This is a genomic window from uncultured Aquimonas sp. (assembly GCF_937888285.1).
Taxonomy (GTDB): domain Bacteria; phylum Pseudomonadota; class Gammaproteobacteria; order Xanthomonadales; family Xanthomonadaceae; genus Aquimonas.
Genome location: NZ_CALART010000056.1, coordinates 85,409 through 108,824, shown reverse-complemented (window position 1 = coordinate 108,824; position 23,416 = coordinate 85,409). Strand labels below are relative to the sequence as shown.

15 protein-coding genes are annotated in these 23,416 nt (G+C 70.3%); 5 read left to right on the top strand and 10 right to left on the bottom strand.

All coding sequences use genetic code 11. From position 1 onward, the window contains the following. Positions 1-24 precede the first annotated feature (24 nt). The 4 genes from Q0654_RS11645 (at position 25) to Q0654_RS11630 (ending at position 11,174) form a co-directional block, all read left to right on the top strand. Entirely contained in the window at positions 25-5,385 is a 5,361-nt protein-coding gene (locus Q0654_RS11645; RefSeq protein ID WP_298853987.1) for a type I polyketide synthase, read from the top strand. A gap of 48 nt (positions 5,386-5,433) precedes the next feature. Then, a complete protein-coding gene (locus tag Q0654_RS11640; protein ID WP_298853985.1) occupies positions 5,434-8,643 on the top strand; it encodes an amino acid adenylation domain-containing protein in 3,210 nt (1,069 codons plus the stop codon). Positions 8,644-8,989: 346 nt separating this feature from the next. Further along, complete coding sequence (locus tag Q0654_RS11635) at positions 8,990-10,564, top strand: choice-of-anchor Q domain-containing protein (protein ID WP_298853983.1); 1,575 nt, start codon at positions 8,990-8,992, stop codon at positions 10,562-10,564. Positions 10,565-10,730: 166 nt separating this feature from the next. Next, the gene (locus Q0654_RS11630) at positions 10,731-11,174 is read left to right on the top strand and encodes a YdeI/OmpD-associated family protein (RefSeq protein ID WP_298853981.1); all 444 of its coding nucleotides are present in this window, start codon (positions 10,731-10,733) and stop codon (positions 11,172-11,174) included. 137 nt (positions 11,175-11,311) lie between these two features. Here Q0654_RS11630 and Q0654_RS11625 read toward each other — a convergent pair whose 3' ends face one another. The 3 genes from Q0654_RS11625 to metG all read right to left on the bottom strand — a co-directional run bounded on the left by Q0654_RS11625 (position 11,312) and on the right by metG (position 14,334). Continuing rightward, positions 11,312-11,644: a YkgJ family cysteine cluster protein gene (locus Q0654_RS11625; protein ID WP_298853979.1), complete on the bottom strand. Its 333-nt coding sequence runs from the start codon at positions 11,642-11,644 to the stop codon at positions 11,312-11,314. A 106-nt stretch (positions 11,645-11,750) separates the two neighbouring features. After that, positions 11,751-12,245 (bottom strand): GNAT family N-acetyltransferase, encoded by a 495-nt coding sequence (locus tag Q0654_RS11620; protein WP_298853977.1) that lies wholly within the window; start codon positions 12,243-12,245, stop codon positions 11,751-11,753. A gap of 7 nt (positions 12,246-12,252) precedes the next feature. After that, a complete protein-coding gene (gene metG, locus Q0654_RS11615) occupies positions 12,253-14,334 on the bottom strand; it encodes a methionine--tRNA ligase (RefSeq protein ID WP_298853975.1) in 2,082 nt (693 codons plus the stop codon). 427 nt (positions 14,335-14,761) lie between these two features. On the opposite strand from metG, the gene creD reads away from it, so the two are divergent. Further along, entirely contained in the window at positions 14,762-16,090 is a 1,329-nt protein-coding gene (gene creD / locus Q0654_RS11610) for a cell envelope integrity protein CreD (RefSeq protein ID WP_298853973.1), read from the top strand. A 62-nt stretch (positions 16,091-16,152) separates the two neighbouring features. Here creD and Q0654_RS11605 read toward each other — a convergent pair whose 3' ends face one another. From Q0654_RS11605 to nth, 7 genes are all read right to left on the bottom strand, one after another. Next, positions 16,153-17,622 carry an amino acid permease gene (locus Q0654_RS11605; protein WP_298853970.1) on the bottom strand — a complete coding sequence of 490 codons (1,470 nt, stop codon included), beginning with the start codon at positions 17,620-17,622 and terminating at the stop codon, positions 16,153-16,155. 399 nt (positions 17,623-18,021) lie between these two features. Then, positions 18,022-18,723, bottom strand: coding sequence for a phosphate signaling complex protein PhoU (gene phoU / locus Q0654_RS11600; protein ID WP_298853968.1), 702 nt, complete (start codon positions 18,721-18,723; stop codon positions 18,022-18,024). 12 nt (positions 18,724-18,735) lie between these two features. After that, entirely contained in the window at positions 18,736-19,515 is a 780-nt protein-coding gene (gene pstB / locus Q0654_RS11595; protein ID WP_298853966.1) for a phosphate ABC transporter ATP-binding protein PstB, read from the bottom strand. Continuing rightward, complete coding sequence (pstA, locus tag Q0654_RS11590) at positions 19,508-20,356, bottom strand: phosphate ABC transporter permease PstA (protein WP_298853964.1); 849 nt, start codon at positions 20,354-20,356, stop codon at positions 19,508-19,510. Before pstA ends, pstB begins: the two co-directional genes overlap by 8 nt. Further along, positions 20,356-21,333, bottom strand: a complete 978-nt coding sequence (gene pstC, locus Q0654_RS11585; RefSeq protein WP_298853962.1) for a phosphate ABC transporter permease subunit PstC — start codon at positions 21,331-21,333, stop codon at positions 20,356-20,358. The genes pstA and pstC overlap by 1 nt, the downstream gene beginning before the upstream one ends. A 24-nt stretch (positions 21,334-21,357) precedes the next feature. After that, positions 21,358-22,455, bottom strand: coding sequence for a phosphate ABC transporter substrate-binding protein PstS (gene pstS / locus Q0654_RS11580; protein WP_298853960.1), 1,098 nt, complete (start codon positions 22,453-22,455; stop codon positions 21,358-21,360). A 151-nt stretch (positions 22,456-22,606) separates the two neighbouring features. After that, positions 22,607-23,254: an endonuclease III gene (gene nth, locus Q0654_RS11575; RefSeq protein WP_298854082.1), complete on the bottom strand. Its 648-nt coding sequence runs from the start codon at positions 23,252-23,254 to the stop codon at positions 22,607-22,609. Between the last annotated feature and the right edge of the window lie 162 nt (positions 23,255-23,416).

Below are 23,416 nucleotides of genomic sequence, written 5' to 3'. Positions count from 1 at the left end.
CACGTTGCGTCAAGCCCTTGACCCATGAGCGACCTCGATCCCAACGCCCACATCGCCATCGTCGGCCTGGCCTGCGATTTCCCGCAGGCGGCCACGCCCCAGCAGTTCTGGTCCAACCTCATCGAGGGACGCTGTGCGGTCGCCGATCTCGACGAAGCCGCGCTGCGCGCCGCAGGCGCAAGCGAGTCCGATCTCGCCCAGCCGAACTACGTGCGCGCCGGCATCCGGCTGGACGGCCACGATGAATTCGACGCTGCCTTCTTCGGCCTCTCGCCGCGCGAGGCCGCGGTGATGGACCCGCAGCACCGCCGCTTTCTGCAGTGCGCCTGGAACGCGCTGGAAGACGCCGGCTACCGGCCGGATGCGCATGACCGCCAGACCGGCGTGTTCGCGGGTTCGGGCATGCACTGGTATCTGCTGCGCAACCTGATCGGGCACCGCGAGCTGGTCAGCGACATGGGCGAGTTCCTGGTGCGTCACCTGTCGAACGACAAGGATTTCCTGTCGACGCGGGTGTCCTACCAGCTCGATCTGCGTGGGCCCAGCCTGAACGTGCAGACCGCCTGCTCGACCTCGCTGGTGGCGGTGCACCTGGCCTGCCAGAGCCTGCTGGCTGGCGAGTGCGACATGGCGCTGGCCGGCGGCTCGACCATCGAGGTGCCGCAGGGCCAGGGCTATCTGCATCGCGAGGAAGAAGTGCGCTCGCTGGACGGTCGCTGTCGCGCCTTCGACGCCGATTCCAGCGGCACGGTGTTCGGCAGCGGCTGCGGCCTGGTCGTGCTGCGACGCCTGGGCGACGCCCTGCGCGACGGCGACCACATCGTCGCGGTCATCCGCGCCACCGCGATCAACAACGACGGCGCCGGCAAGGCCGGCTACCTCGCGCCCAGCGTCGATGGCCAGGCCGAGGCGATCGCGACGGCGCTGACGCTCGCGGGCGTGGACGCCGACAGCATCGGCCATGTCGAGGCGCACGGCACCGGCACGCGGCTGGGCGATCCGATCGAGGTCGCGGCGCTCAGCCAGGCCTTCGATGGTGCGGCCACGCAGGGCTGCGCGCTGGGCTCGGTCAAGACCAACATCGGCCACCTCGACACCGCCGCCGGCGTCGCCGGCCTGATCAAGACCGCGCTGTGTCTGCAGCACGGCGAGCTGCCGCCCTCGCTGTTCTATCGCCGGCCGAACCCGGAGATCGACTTCGCGCGCAGCCCTTTCTTCGTCGTCTCCGAGCGCCGCGCGTGGCCGAAGACATCGGGCCCGCGCCGGGCCGCGCTGAACTCGCTGGGCGTGGGTGGCACCAATGCCTTCGCGGTGCTGGAGCAGGCGCCGCCTCGCGCGGCCTCTGCGCCGGTGGACAGCGAGGTGCCCGCGACCTTGGTGCTGTCGGCGCGCACGCCCGAAGCCCTGCGTCATCGCGCTGCCGAACTCGCCCAGCATTTGCGCCGGCAGGCGCCGGCCCTCAGCGATGTCGCCTACACCCTGCGCGAGGGCCGCGTGCCGATGGGCCAGCGTCTGGCGCTGTCCGCCCGCACGGCGCTTGAGGCCGCGGATCAGCTGGCGGCGCTCGCCGCCGATGCGCGTGCGATCAGCACTGCGGCCAAGGCGCCGCTGCCGGTCGTGTTCGCTTTCCCGGGCCAGGGCGCGCAGCGCGTCGGCATGGCGCGGGCGGTGGCCGCGCTGGACCCCGGCGTCGCGGCGGCCCTGCAGGACTGCGTCGCGGTGCTGCGCAGCCTTGGCCGCGAGGACGTGATCGAGCTGCTGCTGAGTGCGGAGGACACGCCCGAAAACAGCGCGCGCCTGCGTCGCACCGAACTGACCCAGCCTGTGCTGTTCTGCGTCGAATATGCGCTGGCCCGCGGCCTGCTCGCGCGCGGCCTTGCGCCGGCGGCCCTGGTCGGACATTCGCTGGGCGAGTACGTGGCGGCGACGCTGGCCGGTGTGTTCGCGCTGCCGGCCGCGATCGAACTGGTCTGCACGCGCGGTCGGTTGTGCTCAGAGGCCGGCGCCGGCGCGATGCTGGCGGTCAATGCCGGGATGGACGCCCTGCGCCCGCTGCTCGACGACAGCGTCGACATCGCCGGGCTCAACTCGCCGCAGCAGACCGTGCTGGCCGGCAGCGTCGAAGCGATTGAAGCGATCGCGGTGAAGCTCGAAGCCGCCGGTCACGGCCTGCGAAAACTCCAGACTTCGGGCGCCTTCCATTCGCGCCTGCTGGATCCGCTGCTCGACGCCTTCCGCGTGGCGGTGGCCGCCGCAAGTCCACGTGCGCCGTCAAGCGGCCTGCGCATCGTCTCCAGCCTGAGCGGCGACTGGCTCGGCGCCGAACAGGCCGCCAGCGTCGACTACTGGGTGCAGCACCTGCGTCGCCCGGTGGACTTCATCGCAGCCCTGTCGAGGCTTTCGGAACTGGGCGAGCACGTCCTGCTGGAGCTGGGCCCCGGACGGACGCTGATCCGCTTCGCCGAAGCGGCCGCTCCGCAGACCCGCGGCGTGGCAACGCTGGAAGCGCCGGGCGGCGACGAGGCCTGCGCCTGGTTCGCCCTGCCGGGCGCGCTGTGGGCGCAGGGGCATGTGCTGGATACGCAGCGCTGGCCGCAGCCCTCCGGGCGTCGCCTGCCGCTGCCGACCTATCCCTTCGCGCGGGTGCGGCACTGGATCGAGCCGGCGCGAGCACAGCAGGAACCGCCGCGCGCGGTCGAGACCGGCTTCGGCGACTGGCTGCAGGCGCAGGACTGGCAGAGCGCGCCGCTGTCGACTGCGGACGCGGCGCTCAGCGGCGCGGTGCTGATCCTCGTGGATCGCCACGGCGTCGGTCTCGCCCTGGCCGAGTCGCTGCGCGCGCGGGGGCTGTCGGTGCGCAGCCTGCAGCGCGGCGCCGAGCTGCAGCTTGAAGGCGAGGCCCTGCGGATCGATCCCGAGCAGGATGCGCACTGGCAGGCGCTGGCGGCGCTGCCTGCGCCAGGCCATCTCATCGATCTGTGGTCGCTGGATGCGCTCGATGCGTCCGCGCCTGAACAGCAGCGCCTGTGCTTCCAATGGCCGCTGCGGATGGCGCAGGCGCTCGGCCCCTGGTGCGAGCGCGAGGGCGGATTGCAGCTGCTCGGCGCCAGCGTGCTCGCGCAGGCCGCGGGCGATCCCGCCGCCGTGCAGCCGCTGCAGGCGCTGCGCGCCGGCGTGCTGCGCACCTGGCCGCAGGAAACGAGCGGGCTTCGCGCAGCCTGGATCGACCTCGACGCCTCCCATCTCCGACAGCCGCAGTCCAGCGCGCGTCTGCTGCTGGCGGAGCTTGCCGCAGGCCTGCCGGACGATACGGTCGCGCTGCGCGGTCGGCGTCGGCTGCGGCCGGTGTGGACGCCGTTGCAGCTGCCGCGCGGCGCGCCGCAGGCCGCGTTCAAGGCCGGTGGCCGCTATCTCGTCACCGGCGCGTTTGGCGGTGCCGGACAGGCCCTGGTCGAACATCTCGCGCGCTTGCCCGATGTGCATCTGTGGCTGGTCGCTCGGTCGGCGCTGCCGACCGAGGCCACGCATCCGCGCCAGCGCTGGTTGGCGACGCTGCGCGGCTTCGGCGCGCGCATCGAAGTCTGCGTGGCCGATGTCTGCGACGGCGCGGCCTTCGCCGCCGCTACCGCGCACATCGAGGTGCTGGACGGCGTCTTCCATGCCGCTGGCGTGCTCGACGACGGCCTTATCGCACGCAAGTCGATCGAGGCGGCGCGGCGCGTGCTGGCGCCCAAGCTCGAGGGCGCCCAGGCGGTCGCGGAACTGGCCGAGCGCAGCGGCGCCGGCTTCGCGCTGTACTTCTCTTCGCTCAGCGCACAGATGGGCGCCTCGGGCCAGGTCGACTACACCGCGGCCAATGCCGCACTCGATGCTTTCGCTGCCCGCGCCGATGCGCTGAGCGCGCACACCCGGCACGTGGCGCTGGCCTTCAGCATATGGCGTGAGGCGGGCATGGCCGCGCGTCTGGCCGCCGAGCTGGGGCTGGCGCCAGCACCACTTGCCGATGCGGTACCGACGACGCATCCGCTGCTGTCGCGGCGACTGGATGAAGCCGGCGGTCGCGTGCGCTTTGCCGGCGTGCTGGAGGCTCAAAGCCACTGGGTGCTGGACCAGCACCGGCTGGCCAGCGGCGAGGCCCTGCTGCCGGGCACCGGCTATCTCGACCTGCTGGCCTGGGCGCTGGCCGAATACACCGGTGCCTTCCAGGGCTTCGAGCTGCGCGAGCTGCGCTTTGCTGCCGCCTTCAAGCTCGGGCCTGACGAGCAGCGCCGGCTGGAGCTGAGTCTGCAGCCGCTGGCCGAGTCGGTGTTCGAGGTCTGCATCGAAAGCCAGGGCGCGGCCGCCGACGATCGCATCGAGCACCTGCGCGTGCGCGTCGACTGTGCCGTGCTGGCGGAAGCCCCGGTGCTCCTGCTGGCGCGGCCGCGCAGCGCGCGCGAACCGCGCTACGCGCATCCGCAGCTGCGCTTCGGCCCGCGCTGGGATTGCCTGCAGCGTTTCGAGGTGGGCGAGGGCGAGGCCGAGCTGGAGCTGCGCCGCACGGACGATGCAAGCGGCGAGCTGCACCCCCTGCATCCGGCCCTGTTCGACATGGCGATCGGCGCCGCCCAGGCTGCGCTCGCGCCCGAAGGCATCGATGCCGCGCGCCTGCTGCCCTTCCGCTACGGCAGCCTGCAGGTGTTCGCGCCGCTGCCCGAGCGCGTGGTCAGCCGCCAGCGCGCGCGCGCCGAGGGCGCCGATCTCGTGCTCGACATCGACCTGCTGGATGCGGATGGCCGGCGCGTGCTGGCCCTGCGCGACTTCGTGCTGAAGCCTGCGCGCGCCTTGACGGCAAGCCCTGCGCCCGTCGGGATGAGGAAGCCCGCTGCGGGCAATCGCCTGCTCGAGGTCGGCTTCCGCGAGGGCTTCAGCCATGCCGATGCGCTGGCGGCGATCGAGGCCGTGCTGCGCCAGCCCGGTCCTGCGCAGATCGCGCTGGCGCGTCGCCCCGTCGCCGATCTGGTTGCCGCCACCCGCGCGCCGGTGGTCGAGGACACCGCAAGCCCCGATGCTGCGCTGGCGACTACGCCGGTGCAGCGCCTGCCCGGCGGCACGCCCTTCGTGGCCGCCGAGGGCGAGCTGCAGCAGCAGCTGGTCGCGCTGTGGGAAAGCCTGCTCGACCTGTCCGGCATCGGCAGCGCCGACGACTTCTTCGCGCTCGGCGGCCACAGCCTGCTGCTGACGCGCGCGCTGTCGCGGCTGAAGCGCGAGCGCGGCCTGGTACTGCCCGTCGAGGCGGCTTTCGAGACCCCGACCATCGCCGCCTGGTCGGCGCTGGCGCCAGCGGCTGCCGCACCCGTCGGGCCCGCGCTGAAGCGCGTCGATCGCAGCCGCTTCCGCGCCTGAGCGGCTGCCTGCGTTCCCCACTCCCAATCCTCTTCGATGACCCCCACCATGCCCGAAGCGCCCGCGCTGTACCGTTTCCCCACCACCTTCAGCCAGCGCCAGCTCTGGTACGTGCAGGCCACCGCACCGGGCAACACCGCCTACAACATTCCCTTCGCCTTCACCTTGCGCGGCACGCTCGATGTGGCGGCGCTGGAGCGCGCGGTGGCCGAGCTGGTGGCCCGCCACGACGCCCTGCGCACGGTCTTCGAGGTCCACGGCGAAGAGGTGCGGCAGGTGGTCGACATGGGGCTGGCGGTGCCGATCGAGCACCTCGATCTGAGCGCACTCGCAGCCGATGCGCGCGCGCAGGCGCTGGCCGAGCAGCGCGCGCGCATCGCCTGCCATGCGTTCGATCTCGCGCGCCCGCCGCTGCTCGTGCTGCGCCTGCTCAAGCTGGGCGAGTGCGAGCACGTGCTGTTGCTCTGCGTGCACCACATCGTGATGGATCACCTGTCGGTGCTGGCCTTCGGCCAGGAGCTCGGCGCGCTGTATGCGGACTACCGCTGCGGCCGCACGCCGGCGCCGCCGGCCGAGGGCCTTCAGTATCCGGACTACGCAGTCTGGCAGGCGGAAGCGCTGGACACGCCTGCGATCGAGAGCCGGCTGCCGCACTGGATCGAATCCCTGGCCGGCTTTCCGCATCAGCTGGAGCTGCCCACCGACCGACCGCGTCCGCCCCTGCAGAGCTTCGAGGGCGAGGAGCTGCGCGTGGCCTTCAGCCCTGAGCTGAGCCGTGCGCTGCGGGCGTTCGCGCAGGCCGAGCAGCAGACCCTGTTCACCGTGGTGCTGGCCGGCTTGGGCCTGCTGCTGCGTGGCTACACCGGCCAGGACCGCGTCATTGTCGGCTGCCCGTTCGCCAACCGGGGCGCCGAGGAGCTGGAGCCGGTCATGGGCCTGTTCATGAACCTGCTGCCGGTGGGCCTGGCGATCGATCCGCAGCAGGGCTTCAGTGCATTGGTGCGCGATGCGCGTCGGCAGATGATGAAGGCGCAGGGCGTGCAGGACACGCCCTTCGAGAAGATCGTGCAGGCGCTGGGCGTGCAGCGCGATGCCGCGCGCAATCCGCTGGTGCAGGCCTGGTACACCTTCCAGGACGCGCCGATGGCGCTGGCGCTGGACGGGCTTGAAGTCGACAGCGAGCCGCTGCCCAACGGCGGCGCCAAGCTCGACCTTTCGTTCTGGTTCTGGGACGACGGCGCGCGCATCCAGGGCCTGATCGAGTTCGACAGCGCGCTGTTCGAGCGCGACAGCGTCGAGCGACTCGCGGCGCGTCTTGAGCGCGTGTTGGCCCAGGCCGTGGCCGCGCCGCAGCAGCCGGTCGCGCGGATCAGCCTGATTGCGGAGACCGAGCGTGCGAAGCTCGATGCGATGAGCACGGGGCCGGCGCCGGCTCGCGATTGGCGCAGCCCGCACGCCGCCTTCTTCGAGCGTGCGCAGCGCGAGCCGGATGCCTTGGTGCTGGAGGCCCTCGACGGTCGCCTCAGCGCGGCCCAGCTCGCTGCACGCGCCGATGCGATCGCCGAAGCGCTGGTCGCCCGCGGCATCGGCGCGGGCGATGTCGTCGGCGTGGCTCTGGCGCGGCGCCGCGATCTGCTCGCCGCCCTGCTCGGCATACAGCGTGCAGGTGCCGCCTGGCTGCCACTGGATCCCGATCTGCCAGTCGAGCGCCTCGGCTACATGCGCGAAGACGCCGGCGCGCGCCTCGCGCTGGTGGATGCCGACAGCGCCGGGCTGTTCGATGCCGGCGAATCGCTGTCGGTCGATACGCTGCCGCGCGCGCCCAGTGGCGGTTTCGCACCAGCGCCGGAAGCGCCGGACAGCCTGGCCTATGTCATCTACACCTCGGGCAGCACCGGTCGGCCCAAGGGCGTGCGCATTCCGCGCCGTGCGGTCGGCAATTTCCTTGCCTCGATGGCCGAAGCGCCGGGCTTTGCACCGGGTCAGCGTTTGCTGGCGCTGACCACCTATGCCTTCGACATCAGCGTGCTCGAACTGCTGCTGCCGCTGGCGGCCGGCGGCTGCGTGGTGCTGGGCGAGCGCGCCCTGCTGGAGGCGCCGGGGCGCTTGGCCACGGCCCTGCGCGAGCAGCGCATCGATGTCTTCCAGGCCACGCCTTCGACCTGGCGCCTGCTGCGCGCGGAGGACTGGGCGGGGCAAGCGGATCTGGTGGCGCTCACCGGCGGTGAGGCGCTGACGCCGGAGCTCGCGCAGTGGCTGCGCCCGCGCGTCGGCGCGCTCTGGAACCTGTACGGGCCGACCGAGACGACGGTCTGGTCCAGCCTGCAGCGCATCGAGTCGACCGCGCCTGGGCGCTGCCCGATCGGCCGGCCGATCGCCAGCACCGGCCTGCATGTGGTCGATGCCCAACTTCAGCGGCTGCCCTGTGGCCTGCCGGGCGAGCTGCTGATCACCGGCGCAGGCCTGGCCGAGGGCTATCACGTGCGACCCGAGCTCACGGCCGAGAAGTTCGTGACCCTGCCTGAGACCGGCGAGCGCGCGTACCGCACCGGCGACGTCGCCCTGCGCCTGCCGACCGGCGAACTGCTGCACCTCGGTCGTCGCGACCATCAGGTCAAGCTGCGCGGCTATCGCATCGAACTGGGCGAGATCGAGGCCGCGCTGTGCGCGCACCCGCAGGTGGAATCCGCGGTGGTCGCGGTGCACGGCAGCGAGGACGACCAGCGCCTGCTGGCCTGGGTGGTCGGCACACCGCCGGAGCCCACGGCGGCGGAGCTGCGTGCGCACCTGGCCAGCCGGCTGCCGGCCTACATGCTGCCCCAGCATTTCCTGAGCCTGGCAGCGCTGCCGCTGCTGCCGAACGGCAAGCTGGACCGCGTGCGGCTGCCGCTGCCTTCCGCGCACACGTCCGCAGCGGAGTCGCCGCAGTCGGGCGAGGCCGTCGCGGTGTCGGCGGCCGCGAGCACCGTGCTGGCGCTCGCCCGCGAGCTGCTCGGCAGCAGCGAGGTGCAGCTCGGCGACAACTTCTTCGACGCCGGCGGCCACTCGCTGCTGGCCCTGACCCTGGCCACCCGCATCGAGAAGCAGCTCGGCGTGAAGCTGTCCCTGCTGGCAATCGCGCATGGCAGTCTCGGCGCGCTGGCGGCGCAGATCGAGACTGCGGAGCAGGGTGGGGCAGGTGCAGCTTCAGCAGCAGAGGCGCAGCGTTCCCAGCGCCTGGGCGCGCGCGTGGCGCGATTGTTCGGATTCGGACGTTGAGCTGAGGCCCTGGACGTTCCCGGCCTGCGCCCAGCTCCAGCGAGACCGGTGTCGGCGTACGCTCTTCCCGAATCCCGAATCCCAAATCCCGAATCCCGAATCCCGAATCCCGAATCCCGAATCCCGGCTCTTGCTGCAGGCGACCGCAGCCTGCGCCTTGCGTCAGCTCTGCGGGTCGCGAGCAAGCTCGCTCCTACAAACAGCCAGTCATCGTACGGGTGACGGGGACAGGGGGCGGGGTGAGCGTTCTCTTCCGTGAGCGGCGCACACCGTTCGGCGCTGCGATGCGGCCGGGCTAGACTGTGGGCCGCGCCGATCCGGTCGCAGGCCTGGTGTCGCTCCGGACATGTTTCGCTTCCTACTGTTCGTTTCTCTGCTGCTGCCCTGTCTGCCTGCTTCCGCGCAGTCCTTCTGCGCGCCTCTGCAGGCCGAGCCCATCGCCGGCGCCGTGGTGGTGGGCAACGGCAGCCCCGGCAGCATCAGTGCCGCAGCACTGCAGGCCGCGCTGGATGCCGGCGGCCCGATCCTGCTGGATCAAGGACCGGCGCCCAGCACGGTGCTGCTCAGCCAGACCCTGGTGGCGCGCCGTGCGGTGGTGCTCGACGGCGGCGGCCGGGTGACCCTGTCGGGCGGCAATGCGCGGCGCATCCTCAGCCTGGTCAATCCGGATCCGCGTCCGGATGCGCCGCCGTTCACCGTGACCCTGCAGAACATCGGCCTGCGCGATGCGCGGGTCAGCGACGGCCGCGGCGCGGCGATCTACAAGCAGCACGACTTCGAGTTCCCGCACAAGCTCAGTCTCAAGCTGGTCAACTGCCTGTTCGAGAACAACCACGCGCCGCTGGACGGCACGCCGCAGGACGATGGCGGCGGTGCCTTCTACGGCGAGCTGCTGCAGCGTGTCGAGATCGCCGGCTGCACCTTCCGCGGCAATTCCGGCAGCAATGGCGGCGCGGTCTACTCGCTGGGCAGCCGCGAGCTCACCGTCATCGACAGCCGCTTCGAGGACAATGCCGCGATCGGCAGCGGCGGCAATCCCGGCAACGGCGGCAATGCCGGCGCGCTGGGCGTGGACGGCGCCGACCGCCGCGTCGACATCTGCCGCACGCGCTTCGTGGACAACACCAGCAATGCCTTCGGCGGCGGTTTCTTCAGCGTGATGTACGACGCCAGCAGCCGCACGCGCTTCGAGGACGTCGAGTTCCGCGGCAACGCGCAGCTCGGCGCCGGCCAGCACAGCGGCGGTGCCTACCTGCAGGACGGGCCCTGGGCGATGGAGCGGGTCAGCTTCATCGACAACGAGGCGCGCGGCTTCGGTGGGCTGTTCGTGGCCGGCAACGCGCCGGGCGTGATCCGCAACGGCAGCTTCGTCGGCAATGTCGCCCGCGAGGGCCTGGGCGGTGCGATGGGCCTGTCGAGCACGGCGCCGATCGAGATCATCAACTCCACCATCGCCCACAACCTCGCCACTGCGGCCTTCGCCGGCGGCATCAGCATCGGCAGTCCGAACCAGCTGCGCCTGGCCAATACCGTGTTCGCCTACAACCGCGGCGGCAATGTGTTCGTCAACTGGGCGATGAACAATCCGGCCGCGTTCGATGGTGGCGGCAACCTGCAGTGGCCGCCGCAGCGGCAGTCCGGCAACACCAATGGCGGCGCGGAGACGCCGGTCAGCAGCGGCGCCAGCTTCGCCGATCCCCTGCTGCCGCTGCTGGCGACCGACAACGGCGGCCATGTGCCGACCCTGGCCTTGCCGGAGAACAGCCCGGCGCGCGACAGCGGTGTGTCCAGCGTCGCCGGCTCGGCGACGCCGGTGCCGTCGACTGACGCCCGCGGCGAGCCGCGTTTCGGCGCGGTCGATCGCGGCAGCTTCGAGTTCGGCAACGCGGCGCGGATCTTCGGCAATGGCTTCGAGCCCTGAGGTTCAGGTGTTGAACAGGTATCGCAGACGCTCGGGAGGCAGGGCATGAGCAGGCCGGTGTTTTTTCGCCGATGCCGCGGCCTTCCGCCGCTGGCTGGAAGCGCACGCCGCCAGCGCCAGCGAGCTGCTGGTCGGTTTCCACAAGGTCGACAGCGGCCGCCCGAGCATGACCTGGCCGGAGTCTGTCGACGAGGCCCTGTGCTTTGGCTGGATCGATGGTGTGCGTCGGCGCATCGACGAGTCGAGCTACTCGATACGCTTCACGCCGCGCAAGGCGAACTCGATCTGGAGTGCGGTGAACATCGCCAAGGTCGAGACCCTGCGCGCGCAAGGCCACATGCGTCCCGCCGGCGAGGCCGCCTTCGCCCGCCGCAGCGAGGCACGCTCGGCCGTGTACTCCTTCGAGCAGGCCACGGTCGCCGAGCTCAGCGCCGAGGAACTGCACAGATTCCAGCGCAACCACGCCGCCTGGACCTACTTCGAGTCCACGCCGCCGGGCTATCGCAAGACGCTGCTGCACTGGGTGACGACGGCGAAGAAGGCGGAGACGCGCGCCGAGCGCTTGGCCAAGTTGATCGAGGCCTGCGCCGAAGGGCGAAGGCTGCGCTAGCGTGTTCCAACCGCGTCCTGCGGGCGGAGCGCGATCGGGGCGCTGTGCGCGCCTGTGCGCAGCGCCTTGCCGTATGCGTTCGCGCGCCGCGCGCCGCGAAGGCGAGTTGGCTGCGGATTCCCTTGGCGGCCGGGCGGCTACAGCAGCGCGTGCGGAATATCGTCGTAGCGCTTGGAGTAGCTCAGGCGTTCGGCGCGGCAGAAGCCGCTGCCCATGGTGAAGGTTCGACAGATGCTGGGCCGCTGGCTGTAGATGCTGCAGCACATCTGCATGCGGTCCACCGCCACACACCAGCCGTCCTCGTCGCGCGCCATCACCTCCAGCCCTTCGGGCGTGTGCTCGGTGAGGTGACGCGGCACGATGTCATCCGGCATCACCACCACGGTCAGCCGGCAGCACACGGCTTCGCAGTCGTCGCACTGCACCTTGGGGTCGACCAGATGGTCATCGGGGAGGATTTCGAAAGGCACGCGCGGCTCCGTGGTGGGGTATCGCACCCGGCGCTGGCCGAACACGGCGTGCAGGGTCGCACGTTGAGGCGCCTCGCAGGTGAACGCGGGCCGCGCTTCGGACGGCTCAGCGCGCGGCGACGTCGAGCGCGGCGGACTGCATCGACACCTGCTTGCCGTTCGCCATCTGGCGACCGACTTCGACGAAGCCGAAGCGCGCGTGGAAGGCGGCCGAGACCGGATTCGGCGGATCGAGGTCGTATTCGCAGACCACCGAGTCGAACCCGGCTTCGCGGGCGTAGTCGAACAGCGCCGCGTAGAGCTGACGTCCGCAGCCCTTGCCCTGCGCGGACGCCGCCACCACGACGCGGTCGATGTAGAGGAAGCGTCCACCGCGCGCTTCGAACCAGCGGTAGTTGGGGCTGTCGTAGTGGGCGCCGGGCGCAAACGCGAGCAGGAAGGCGCAGACGCCGGTGTCGTCTTCGATCACCTGATGCCAGGCGGATTCGGCGTGCAGATGCGCGAGTCGAGCCGCATCCAGCGGGCTCAGGAACCGCACCTGCTCGGCGTTCAGCGCGAGCAGGGCGGGGAAATCCTCGTGCGTTGCGGGGCGCAGCCGCACGCAGCGCCTACTTGACCTGCGCGCCGGCCCGGGCGCCGGCATCCACATCAAGCAGGAACAGATCGTCGCCGCCGGTGCCGGCGGACAGGATCATGCCCTCGCTCACACCGAAGCGCATCTTGCGCGGTGCGAGGTTGGCGATGAACACGACGCTGCGGCCGACGAGCTTCTCCGGATCGGCGTAGGCGGCGCGGATGCCGCTGAAGATCTGGCGCTCGCCCAGATCACCGGCGTCGAGCTTGAAGCGCAGCAGCTTGTCGCTGCCGTCGACGAAGCCGCACTCCAGCACCTTGCCGATGCGCAGGTCGAGCTTGGCGAAGTCGTCGATGGAGATGGGATTCGGGATTGGGGATTCGGGATTCGTGGGCGGCGGTGTGGGGGTCGCGGGCGTGGACTCAGCCTTCGCGGGTTCAGCGGCGGGGGCGAGGCTTTCCTTGCTGTTCTCGATCATGGTTTCGATGTGCTTGGGGTCGATGCGGGTGGCGAGCGCGGCATAGGGCGCGATCGCGTGGTGCAGCAGGGGCTGGGCCAGCGCGTCGAAGGCAGCCAGCGGGCTCTGCAGGAAGGTTTCGATCTTGGCCACGGTGGCCGGCAGCACCGGCGCCAGGAAGCCGGCCAGCAGGCGGAACATGTTGATCGCCAGGGTGCAGATGGCGTGGAGCTCGGCCTCGCGGCCGTCCTGCTTGGCCAGCGCCCAGGGCGCTTTTCCGGCAATCAGTTCGTTGGTGGCGTCGGCCTCGGCCATGATCCGGCGCAGCGCGGCGTTGAAGTCGCCGCTGGCGAAGGCGCCGTGCTCGCCCAGGCAGGCCTGCGAGAGTCGATCCCAGGCGCCGAGGTAGTGTTCGAGGTCGGCATCGCTCATCGCCTCGGCCAGCTGGCCGCCGAAGCGCTTCTCGATGAAGCCCGCGCAGCGGCTGGCGATGTTGACGAACTTGCCGACGATATCGGCGTTCACGCGCTGGGCGAAGTCTTCGAGGTTCAGATCGAGATCATCGACGCCGCCCGAGCTCTTGGCGGCGAAGTAGTAGCGCAGGTATTCGGGGTTCAAGCCGGCGTCGAGGTAGGTGCGGGCCTGGATGAAGGTGCCGCGCGACTTCGACATCTTGGCGCCGTTGACGGTCAGGTAGCCGTTGACGTGCAGTCTGTGAGGCGTCAGCAGCCCCGCGCCCTTCAGGGTCGACGGCCAGAACAGGCCGTGGAAGTTGATGATGTCCTTGCCGATGAAGTGGTGCATGCGCACGCCGCTGTCGGCCGCGATCAGGGCGTTGAAGTCCATGCCGCGCTGGTCGCACAGGGCCTTGAAGCTGGCCAGGTAGCCGATCGGCGCGTCCAGCCAGACGTAGAAGAACTTGCCGGGTGCGTCGGGAATGGCGAAGCCGAAGTAGGGCGCGTCGCGCGAGATGTCCCAGTCGCGCAGGCCGCCATCCAGCCACTCGGCCAGCTTGGCGCGCACGCCCGAGTGGGCTACGTCGCCGGCCAGCCATTCGCGCAGGAAGGCCTCGAACTTAGGCAGCTCGAAGAAGTAGTGCTCGCTCTCGCGCAGCTCGGGCACCGCCCCCGAGACCACCGAACGCGGGTTCTTGAGGTCAGTCGGCGCGTAGGTGGCGCCGCAGACCTCGCAGTTGTCGCCGTACTGGTCCTGCGCGCCGCACTTCGGGCAGTCGCCCTTGATGTAGCGGTCGGGCAGGAACATCTGCCGCTCGGGGTCGAACAGCTGCTGGATGCTGCGGCGGGCGATGTAGTCGCCCTTGATGCGGCCGTAGATCATCTCGGCCAGCGCGCGGTTCTCGTCGGAATGCGTGCTGTGGTAGTGGTCGAAGGCCACGCCGAACTCGGCGAAGTCACGCTCGTGGCTCTGCTGGATGCCGCGGATGAAGTCCTCGGGCGCCATGCCGGCCTTCTCGGCGGCCAGCATGATCGGCGTGCCGTGGGCATCGTCGGCGCAGACGAACCAGGCCTCGCGGCCCTGCATGCGCTGCGCGCGCACCCAGATGTCGGCCTGGATGTAGCCGACCAGATGGCCGAGATGCAGGTGGCCATTGGCATAGGGCAGGGCGCAGGTGACGAGCAGTGGGGCGTGGTCGGACATGGATTCGGTGCGGCCAGGACAAACGGCCGCGGATTATCCCATGCGGGGGCGGGGCGCAGAGAAAGGAGGAATGCGGCGGTGTTCCGGGACTGTCGCCCGCAGGCGGGTTCCAACAGGGCGCCGGGCGGCGATTCCACAGCGGGGCCTGTGCTGACGCAGGCTCTTTGCGAATCCCGAGCCCCGGCTCTCGAAGCGATCGCGGCCAGAGCGGAGCCCATGGTGGGCCAGGGCCCACCCTATGCGGGTTCGAGGTTGGGGAGCGAGCAGCGCGCGGCCGCAGCACGGTAGGCGTTGGTGCACGCTCTTCGCGAATCCCGAATCCCGAATCCCGGCTCCGCTCGCAGCGCCCGCAAATCGCCAGAACCCGCGCGTCGCCATGCCACTGCGCAGGCGCGCAATGCAGGCTCCCCCTTCCGCGGAGCGCGCCATGCGACTCGGTTTCAAGATCCCCCTGATCGGCTTCACCATGCTCGTCCTGCTGGTGCCGATCCTGTTGTTGAACGGGCTGGTGTACGAGCGCCAGCAGCGCGCGGCCGAGGTGCGCGCCGAAGTGGCCCAGAGCAGCAGCCGGGCGCAGCGCATCACCGGCCCGCTGCTGCGCATCGAAGTCGAGCGCGCCGTGCCCGAGCGCCGGCTGGTGATGGAAGAGGGCGTACAGCGCGAAGTGGTCGAGACCAAGACCGTGCGCGAGGCGCGCCTGCTGCTGCCGGCGCGGTTGGGCTACGAAGCGGGGTTCACCAGCGAGCGCCGCGGCCGTTCGCTGTTCCTGGCCCTGCTCTACCACCTGAAGCTGAAGGCCGGCGCCGAGTTCGACACCACCGGCCTGCTCGCCGAGGGCGAGCGCGCGATTCGTGCCGATCTGCTGCTGGGCCTGGGCGACAACCGCGGCATTCGCAGCCTCGGTCTGAGCGTCGGTGGCAAACCGCTCAGCGTGGAGCCGGGAGCCCGGCTGCCCTGGCTCGAAGCCGGCGTGCAGGCTTCGCTGCCCTTGGCGGAACTCCAGGCGCAACAGCTCAGCGTGCAGCTCGACGCCGAGATCAGCGGCACCGAGGCGCTCGACTTCGTGCCCGTGGGTGCCGATACCGAAGTGCGTCTCGGCGGCGACTGGCCGCATCCGTCGTTCGGCGGCGACCTGCTGCCGCAGGCGCCCGAGCTGCGTGCGGACGGCTTCAGCGCGCAGTGGAAGGTCTCGCGCCTCGCCAGCCAGGCCCAGCAGGCGGTGCGCCAGTGCGGGCTGGAGGCGACCCACTGCGCGGGGCTGTCCGCGCACGCGTTCGGGCTGCGCCTGGTCGATCCCGTGGACCGGTATCTGATGACCGAGCGGGCCATGAAGTACGCCCTGCTGGTGCTGGTGCTGGTGTTCGGCGCGGTGTTCTTCGTCGAGGTGGTCGGCGGCGACGAGCTGCACCCGCTGCACTACGGCCTGATCGGCCTGGCGCTGGCGATGTTCTTCCTGCTGCTGCTGGCGCTGAGCGAGCACATCGGCTTCGGCCTTGCCTATCTGCTGGCGGCGCTGGCCTGTATCGCGCTGATCGCGGTCTACCTGGCCGGCGTGCTCGAAAGTCGCGCCAAGGGCTGGGCCAGCGCCGGACTGCTGGCCGGCCTGTATGCGTTGCTCTATGCGCTGCTGAAGGCGGAGGACTATGCCCTGCTGGGCGGCGCGCTGGTGCTGTTCGGCTGTCTTGCGGTGTTCATGCTGGCGACGCGGCGGGTGCGCTGGGCGGCGCTGGGCCGGGCGGGCACGCAGCAGCCGTGACGGAAACGGAAAGGGCGGCCCGAGGGCCGCCCTTTCCTTCAGTCGAGATCGCCGCGCAGTGATCAGGCGGGCTTGCGCAGCTTGCTGTGGCGGTAGCCGTAGAAGAGGTAGATCAGCACGCCGAGGAAGGTCCAGCCGACCATCAGGGTCCAGTGGGCCTTGAAGGGCTGCCAGAACAGGTACAGGCAGGCGGCCGCGCCGGCAATGCAGACGAACCAGGCGAAGGGCACGCGGAAGGGGCGGGGCAGATCCGGGCGCGTGCGGCGCAGCACCAGCACGCCGATGCAGACGGTGGCGAAGGCCAGCAGGGTGCCCATCGACACCAGCTCGCCGAGCAGGCCGATCGGCAGGAAGCCGGCGAGGCAGGCGGCGAACACGCCCACAATGATCGTGCCGACGTGCGGGGTCTGGAACTTCGGGTGGACCTTGGCGAAGAACTTCGGCAGCAGGCCGTCCTTCGACATCGAGTAGAAGATGCGCGGCTGGCCCATCAGCATGACCAGGATCACCGAGGACAGGCCGGCGATGGCGCCGATCTCGATCAGCGTCTTCAGCCACAGCAGGCTCGGGTAGGCCTCGAGTGCGGTGGCCACCGGCTTGGGCGTGCCCAGCTCGGTGTAGGGCAGCATGCCGGTCAGCACGCCGGAGACGATGATGTAGATCAGCGTGCAGAAGAACAGCGAGCCGAGGATGCCGATCGGCATGTCGCGCTGCGGGTTCTTTGCCTCGCCGGCGGCGGTCGAGACCGCATCGAAGCCGATGTAGGCGAAGAACACCACCGCCGCACCGCGGACCACGCCGTCCATGCCGAACTGGCCCGGGCCGGTGTTCTCGGGGATGAAGGGGATCCAGTTCTCGGGGTTGATGAACTGCACGCCGAAGGCCACGAACAGCAGGATCACGACGACCTTGATCGCCACGATCACCGCATTGACCCAGGCCGACTGGGTGATGCCGACGTAACAGAGGCCGCTGACCGCGGCGACGATGGCCACGGCCGGCAGGTTCAGGAAGCCGCCGGTGTAGACGATGCTGCCGTTGACCACATTGAGTGGCGCCGAGGCGAGCGCCGCCGGCAGGCCGATGCCCATGCTGGTCAGCAGGCTGTTGAAATAGCCCGACCAGCCCACCGCCACGGTGGAGGCGGCGAACATGTACTCCAACACCAGGTTCCAGCCGATGAACCAGGCCACGCCCTCACCAAGGGTGGCGTAGGCATAGGAGTAAGCGCTGCCCGATACCGGCATCATCGCCGCGAACTCGGCGTAGCACAGGCCGGCGAAGGCGCAGGCGATGCCGGCCAGCACGAAGCTCAGCACGATCGCAGGCCCGGCATGCGCCGCTGCCGCCTGTCCGGTCAGCACGAAGATGCCGGCGCCGATCACCGCGCCGATGCCTAGCATGACCAGCTGGCGCGCGCCGAGCACACGCTTCAACGAGGCCTCGCCTCCCAGCGAGCCCTCGACGGGTTCGCCGGCGTCGACGTGTGGTGCCGGCGCCACGGGTTTGGTTTGCAGCAGTGCCTTCAACATGGGTGCTTCCCCGCAATGGATGTGAGTGGACGGCGGTCCGGTCGCCGTCGATGCCTGCCTTGGCCCTGGATCGGGCACCACACGTGCAGGCACGGCCGGCGCGCATCGTGCGCGCCGGCCGCGTTTCACAGGAGTGCAGGAAGTGCAGGGGCCCCCCGGCCGCCGCGGATTCTAGGGCAAAGACCCGCGCCACCGGCGGGGCCATGCGGCAGGGCGAACCGCACCGCCCGGGTGGGGTGGTGGTGCGTGGGACGGCGCGCGGGATCCTGCGCGCAAGCGCCGACGGCAATCGGTGCATTGCCAGGGCGCTGCGGCGTGACGGGGTGTCGAGCCGCGAGCCGAGCGGACGCGTTGGTGCGCGGACAGGTCCTTGCGGGCGCCTCGGCCGGCGACGCGCCTTCAGTCGCCGAGGCTGCTGCTGGCGTCGCGCTTCTCGCGGGCTTCGAGCGGGGTCTCGCCGTGCTCGATGAACCAGACGTTCTCGGCGATGTTGGTGGCGTGGTCGCCGATGCGCTCGATGTTCTTGGCGATGAACAGCAGGTGCGTGCCGCCGCCGATGTGGCTGCTGTCCTCGGCCATCCAGGCGAGCAGGGCACGGAACAGCTCGGTGTGCAGTCGATCGAGCTCGGCGTCGCGCTCGCGCACGGCGATGGCCAGCGCCACGTCGCGCTGCACGTAGGCGCGCAGCACGTCGCGCAGCTGGCGGATCGCGAAGTCGGCCATGGGCCGCAGACCGGCCGCGGCCGGCACCGCCGGCTGGGTGTTCAGTACGCGGCAGCGCTTGGCGAGGTTGGCGGCGAGGTCGCCGACGCGCTCGATGTCGCTGGCGATGCGCAGGGCCGCCAGCACCTCGCGCAGGTCGCGGGCGACCGGCTGGCGCAGGGCGAGCAGGCGCAGCACGTCGTGGCTGAGCTCGCTCTCGCGGGCGTCGATGCCGGCATCGGCCGCGATCACCCGTTCGGCGGCCGCATCATCGCGCTGCTCCAGCGCACGCAGGGCGGCCTCGAGCTGGGCGGCCGCGGCGGCGCCCATGGCTTCGAGCTCCTGACCCAGCCGGGCCAGCTCGGCGTCGTAGTTCTTGAGGATGTGCGATTCGTGCATGGCGCGCCCCGATCAGCCGAAGCGGCCGGTGATGTAGCCCTCGGTCTGCGGGTTCGAGGGGTTGGTGAAGATGCGCTCGGTCTCGCCGTGCTCGATCAGCTGGCCCAGGTACATGAAGGCGGTGTGGTCGGAGCAGCGTCCGGCCTGCTGCATGTTGTGGGTCACGATGACGATGGTGAACTGCTGCTTGAGCTCGGCGATCAGCTGCTCGATCTTGCCGGTGGCGATCGGGTCGAGCGCCGAGGTCGGCTCGTCCAGCAGGATGACCTCCGGCTTCAGCGCCACCGCCCGGGCGATGCACAGGCGCTGCTGCTGGCCGCCGGACAGGCCCAGGGCGTTCTGCTTGAGCTTGTCCTTGACCTCCTCCCACAGCGCGGCCTGGCGCAGCGCAGCCTCGACGCGGTCGTCGAGCTCGGTGCGCGACAGCGTCTCGTGGTGCTGGATCGCCCAGGCCACGTTCTGGTGGATGCTCATCGGAAACGGCACGGGCTTCTGGAAGACCATGCCGACCTTGCTGCGCAGGCGGTTCAGCGGGTACTTCGGGTCGAGAATGTTCTCGCCGTCGAGGCGCACCTCGCCGCTGGCCACCAGACCCGGATACAGCGAGTAGATCCGGTTCAGGCAGCGCAGCAGGGTCGACTTGCCGCAGCCCGAGGGGCCGATCAGCGCGGTCACCTGCTTCTCCGGGATGGGCAGGTGGATGTCGCGCAGCGCGTGGTAGCCGTTGTAGTGGAAGTTCAGGCCGCGCACGTCCATCTTGAGCGCGGGTGCCGCTGCGGGGCTGTCAGTCATGGCCTTGGGACTTGCGGAGCAGGAAGGTGCGCGCCGCCAGACTCAGCAGCAGCACGAACAGGGTGATGACCAGCGCGCCGGACCAGGCCAGGGCCTGCCAGGCGGGGAAGGGGCTCATCGCGAACTGGAAGACCACCACCGGCACGTTCGCCATGGCGCCGGTCAGGTCGGTGCTCCAGTACTGGTTGGAGAACGCGGTGAACAGCAGCGGCGCGGTCTCGCCGGAGATGCGCGCCAGCGCGAGCAGGACGCCGGTGAGGATGCCCGGCGCGGCGGCGCGGTAGAGCACGTGCACGGTCACCTTCCACTGCGGGATGCCGAGGCTGAGCGCGGCCTCGCGCATCTGCGAGGGCACCAGGCGCAGCATCTCGTCGGTGGTGCGCACCACCACCGGCAGCACGATGAAGGCCAGGGCCAGCGCACCGGCGAGGGCCGAGAAGCGCGTGTGCTGCACGACCAGGGCGTAGACGAACAGGCCGATCACGATCGACGGCGCCGACAGCAGGATGTCGTTGACGAAGCGGATCACCTCGCCCAGCAGACGCTTGTTGACGAACTCGGCGAGGAAGGTGCCGGCGGCGATGCCGACCGGCGCGCCGATCAGGATCGCCAAGAGGCTCATCACCACGCTGCCGAACAGGGCATTGGCCATGCCGCCTTCCTGTCCGGGCGGCGGGGTCATCTGGGTGAACAGATTCAGGTCCAGCGCGGCGATGCCGCGGCCGAGCGTGGTCCACAGGATCCAGACCAGGAAGAACAGGCCGAACAGGGTGGCCGCACCGGCCAGGATCAGGGCCAGGGTGTTCTTGATCCGGCGCCGCAGGTAGAGGGCGTTGGACATCACTGGCCCTCCCGGCGCTTCAGGCTGAGCAGCATGAGCTTGGCGATGCTGAGCACGACGAAGGTGATCAGGAACAGGGTGAAGCCGAGCATCAGCAGCGAGCCCATGTGCAGCGGGTCACGCGCTTCGGCGAACTCGTTGGCGATGGTCGCGGTGATCGAGTTGCCCGGCTCCAGCAGGCTGGCGCTGATGCGGTTGGCGTTGCCGAGCACGAAGGTCACCGCCATGGTCTCACCGAGCGCGCGGCCCAAGCCCAGGAAGATGCCGCCGATCACCGCCGAGCGCGTGTAGGGCAGCACGATGTGCCAGGCGACTTCCCAGGTGGTCGAGCCCAGCGCGTAGGCGGACTCCTTGAGCCGGGTCGGCACGGTCAGGAACACCTCGCGCATCACCGAGCTGATGAAGGGGATGATCATGATCGCCAGCACCAGGCCGGCGGTCAGCGTGCCCAGGCCCAGCGGCGGGCCGGAGAACAGATGCCCGATCAGCGGCAGCTCGCCGAGCGTCGCATCCAGCCAGGGGTTGACGTACTTGGCCATCACCGGCACCAGCACGAACAGGCCCCACATGCCGTAGATGATCGAAGGAATGCCGGCGAGCAGCTCGATGGCCGAAGACACCGGCGCGCGCAGCCAGGGCGGCGCCACTTCGGTCAGGAACAGGGCGATGCCGAAGCTCACCGGCACCGCGATCAGGATCGCGATGCCCGAGGTCACGAGCGTGCCGTAGATCGCCACGCCGGCGCCGAACTGGCGCTCGACGGGGTTCCATTCGGTCGAGGTGAAGAAGCCCGGGCCAAAGGCCTGCAGGGCGTTCAGGCCGCCCCAGAGCATCGAGGCGGCGATGCCGACGAGCGCCAGCAGCACGAAGCCGCCGGCGGCCGCCACGCTCCAGCGGAACAGGCGATCAAAGCGCGCATCCGCGCGGGCGCGCTGCTCGGCAACGTGCCCGGCGGAAGAAGCCAGTGGGGTCTGCATTGGGGTGGGCTCGGGCGACCGCGATCAACCTTCGGCGGCCGGGAACTGCGCCTGCCAGTAGGCCTTGACCTGCTCGGCCAGCGGCTGCGGCAGGGGCACGTAGTCCAGTTCGGTGGCCATCGGCTGGCCGTTTTCCAGCACCCAGCCGAAGAAGTCCAGCACGCCCTTGCGCGCCTCGGGCTTGCCGTTCCTGGGCATCAGCACGAACACCGAGGCCGCGATCGGCCACGAGGCCTCGCCCGGGGCGTTGGTGATCACCAGGTTGAAGTCCTGGGCATTGGCCCAGTCGGCGCTGGCGGCGGCGGCCTGGAAGCTCTGGTCGTTCGGCTGCACGAACTGGCCGGCGGCGTTCTGCATGGCGACATAGACACCGCCGGTCTGCAGGGCATAGCTCAGTTCGACGTAGCCGATCGAGTTCGGCAGCTGCTGGATGAAGGCAGCAACGCCCTCGTTGCCGCGGCCACCCACGCCCTTGGGCCAGGACAGGGCGGTGCCCTCGCCGACCTTGGCCGCCCACTCCGGGCTGACCTTGTTGAGGTAGTTGCTGAAGTTGAAGGTGGTGCCCGAGCCGTCGCTGCGGTAGACGATCTGGATCTCGGCGTCCGGCAGGCTCAGCTCCGGGTTGATCTCGGCGATGCGGGGGTCGTTCCAGCGCGTCACCGTGCCGAGGTAGATGTCGGCCAGCAGCGGGCCGGTGAACTTGATCTGGCCCGGCTGCACGCCGGCGAGGTTGACCACCGGCACCACGCCGCCAATCACGATCGGGAACTGCACGAGGTTCGATTCGGTGAGCTCGGCGGTGGCCAGCGGCTTGTCGCTGGCGCCGAAATCGACGGTGCCGGCCTTGACCTGGGCGATGCCGCCGCCTGAGCCGATCGACTGGTAGTTGACCTGGGCGCCGGTCAGGCGGTTGTGCTCGGCCGACCAGCGCGAGAGCACCGGGAACACGAAGGTCGAGCCGGCACCGGTGATCTGCTGGGCCTTGCTCGCCGGCGCGGCAGCGGGGGCGTCGGCAGCACCGGCGGCAGCGCCGGTGGCCGGCTGCTGGGAGCCGCCGCAGGCGGCGAGCAGGGCGGTGGCCAGGGACAGGGTCAGCAGGCGGGGCAGGGCGTGGCGGCGCATGGGCGGGCTCGTTCAGGTGGTCGGAGAAAAATGCTGCATTTTCGTGACAGCTGTATGACAGCGCCTCGGGCATGGGCCTTGAGGGGCAGGCGCAGCTGCAAAGTGTGCGCTTCGGCGGCGCGCTCGACGACAGCCTGCGCCTGCCGGTGGCTCAGCCCGACGCGGACAGTGCCGCCTTGTGGCGGAAGTTGCACAGATCGCGCACCACGCAGCGCCCGCAGTCCGGCTTCTGCGCCTTGCAGACATAGCGGCCGTGCAGGATCAGCCAGTGGTGGGCGTCCATCAGGAACTCTGCCGGCACGCGCTTCAGCAGGGCGTCCTCGACCGCGCGTACGTCCTTGCCCGGCGCCAGGCCGGTTCGGTTGGCGACGCGGAAGATATGGGTGTCGACCGCCATCGCCGGCTGCCGGAACCAGGTGTTCAGCACCACATTCGCGGTTTTGCGCCCCACCCCCGGCAGCTGCTCGAGGGATTCACGGTCGCCGGGCACTTCGCCGCCGTGGCGTTCGAGCAGAAGCCGGCAGGTGGCGAGGGTGTTGGCGGCTTTCGCCTTGTACAGACCGATCGTCGAAATCCGTTCGCGCAGGCCTTCCTCGCCCAGATCCAGCAGGGCCTGCGGGGTGTTGGCGATGGGAAACAGCTTGCGCGTGGCTTTGTTGACGCTGACGTCGGTGGCCTGGGCCGACAGCAGCACGGCGATCAGCAGCTCGAAGGCCGTGCTGTATTCGAGCTCGGTCTTGGGCTCGGGGTTGAGCTCGCGCAGGCGGCGGAAGAATTCGAAGCGCGCCGCCGGCGCCATCGGCCGGCTGGGCGGGGTGTCGGCGGTCTTGGGCAGGGCGGGTTTCTTCGCGGCCTTCGTCGCGACCTTGGCTTTGCCCGCGCGGGTCGAGGTCTTGTTCGCGGCGGGCGCGCGGGGCTTCGTGCTCGTGGGGCGCAGAGTCATGGGCGGTCGAGGAGTGAG

Bases quoted from the DNA above. Each gene is read 5' to 3' on its own strand.
- Q0654_RS11645 (WP_298853987.1), top strand. From the start codon at position 25: ATGAGCGACCTCGATCCCAACGCCCACATCGCCATCGTCGGCCTGGCC.
- Q0654_RS11640 (WP_298853985.1), top strand. From the start codon at position 5,434: ATGCCCGAAGCGCCCGCGCTGTACCGTTTCCCCACCACCTTCAGCCAG.
- Q0654_RS11635 (WP_298853983.1), top strand. From the start codon at position 8,990: ATGTTTCGCTTCCTACTGTTCGTTTCTCTGCTGCTGCCCTGTCTGCCT.
- Q0654_RS11630 (WP_298853981.1), top strand. From the start codon at position 10,731: ATGACCTGGCCGGAGTCTGTCGACGAGGCCCTGTGCTTTGGCTGGATC.
- metG (WP_298853975.1), bottom strand. From the start codon at position 14,334: ATGTCCGACCACGCCCCACTGCTCGTCACCTGCGCCCTGCCCTATGCC.
- creD (WP_298853973.1), top strand. From the start codon at position 14,762: ATGCGACTCGGTTTCAAGATCCCCCTGATCGGCTTCACCATGCTCGTC.
- Q0654_RS11605 (WP_298853970.1), bottom strand. From the start codon at position 17,622: ATGTTGAAGGCACTGCTGCAAACCAAACCCGTGGCGCCGGCACCACAC.
- phoU (WP_298853968.1), bottom strand. From the start codon at position 18,723: ATGCACGAATCGCACATCCTCAAGAACTACGACGCCGAGCTGGCCCGG.
- pstB (WP_298853966.1), bottom strand. From the start codon at position 19,515: ATGACTGACAGCCCCGCAGCGGCACCCGCGCTCAAGATGGACGTGCGC.
- pstA (WP_298853964.1), bottom strand. From the start codon at position 20,356: ATGTCCAACGCCCTCTACCTGCGGCGCCGGATCAAGAACACCCTGGCC.
- pstC (WP_298853962.1), bottom strand. From the start codon at position 21,333: ATGCAGACCCCACTGGCTTCTTCCGCCGGGCACGTTGCCGAGCAGCGC.
- pstS (WP_298853960.1), bottom strand. From the start codon at position 22,455: ATGCGCCGCCACGCCCTGCCCCGCCTGCTGACCCTGTCCCTGGCCACC.
- nth (WP_298854082.1), bottom strand. From the start codon at position 23,254: ATGGCGCCGGCGGCGCGCTTCGAATTCTTCCGCCGCCTGCGCGAGCTC.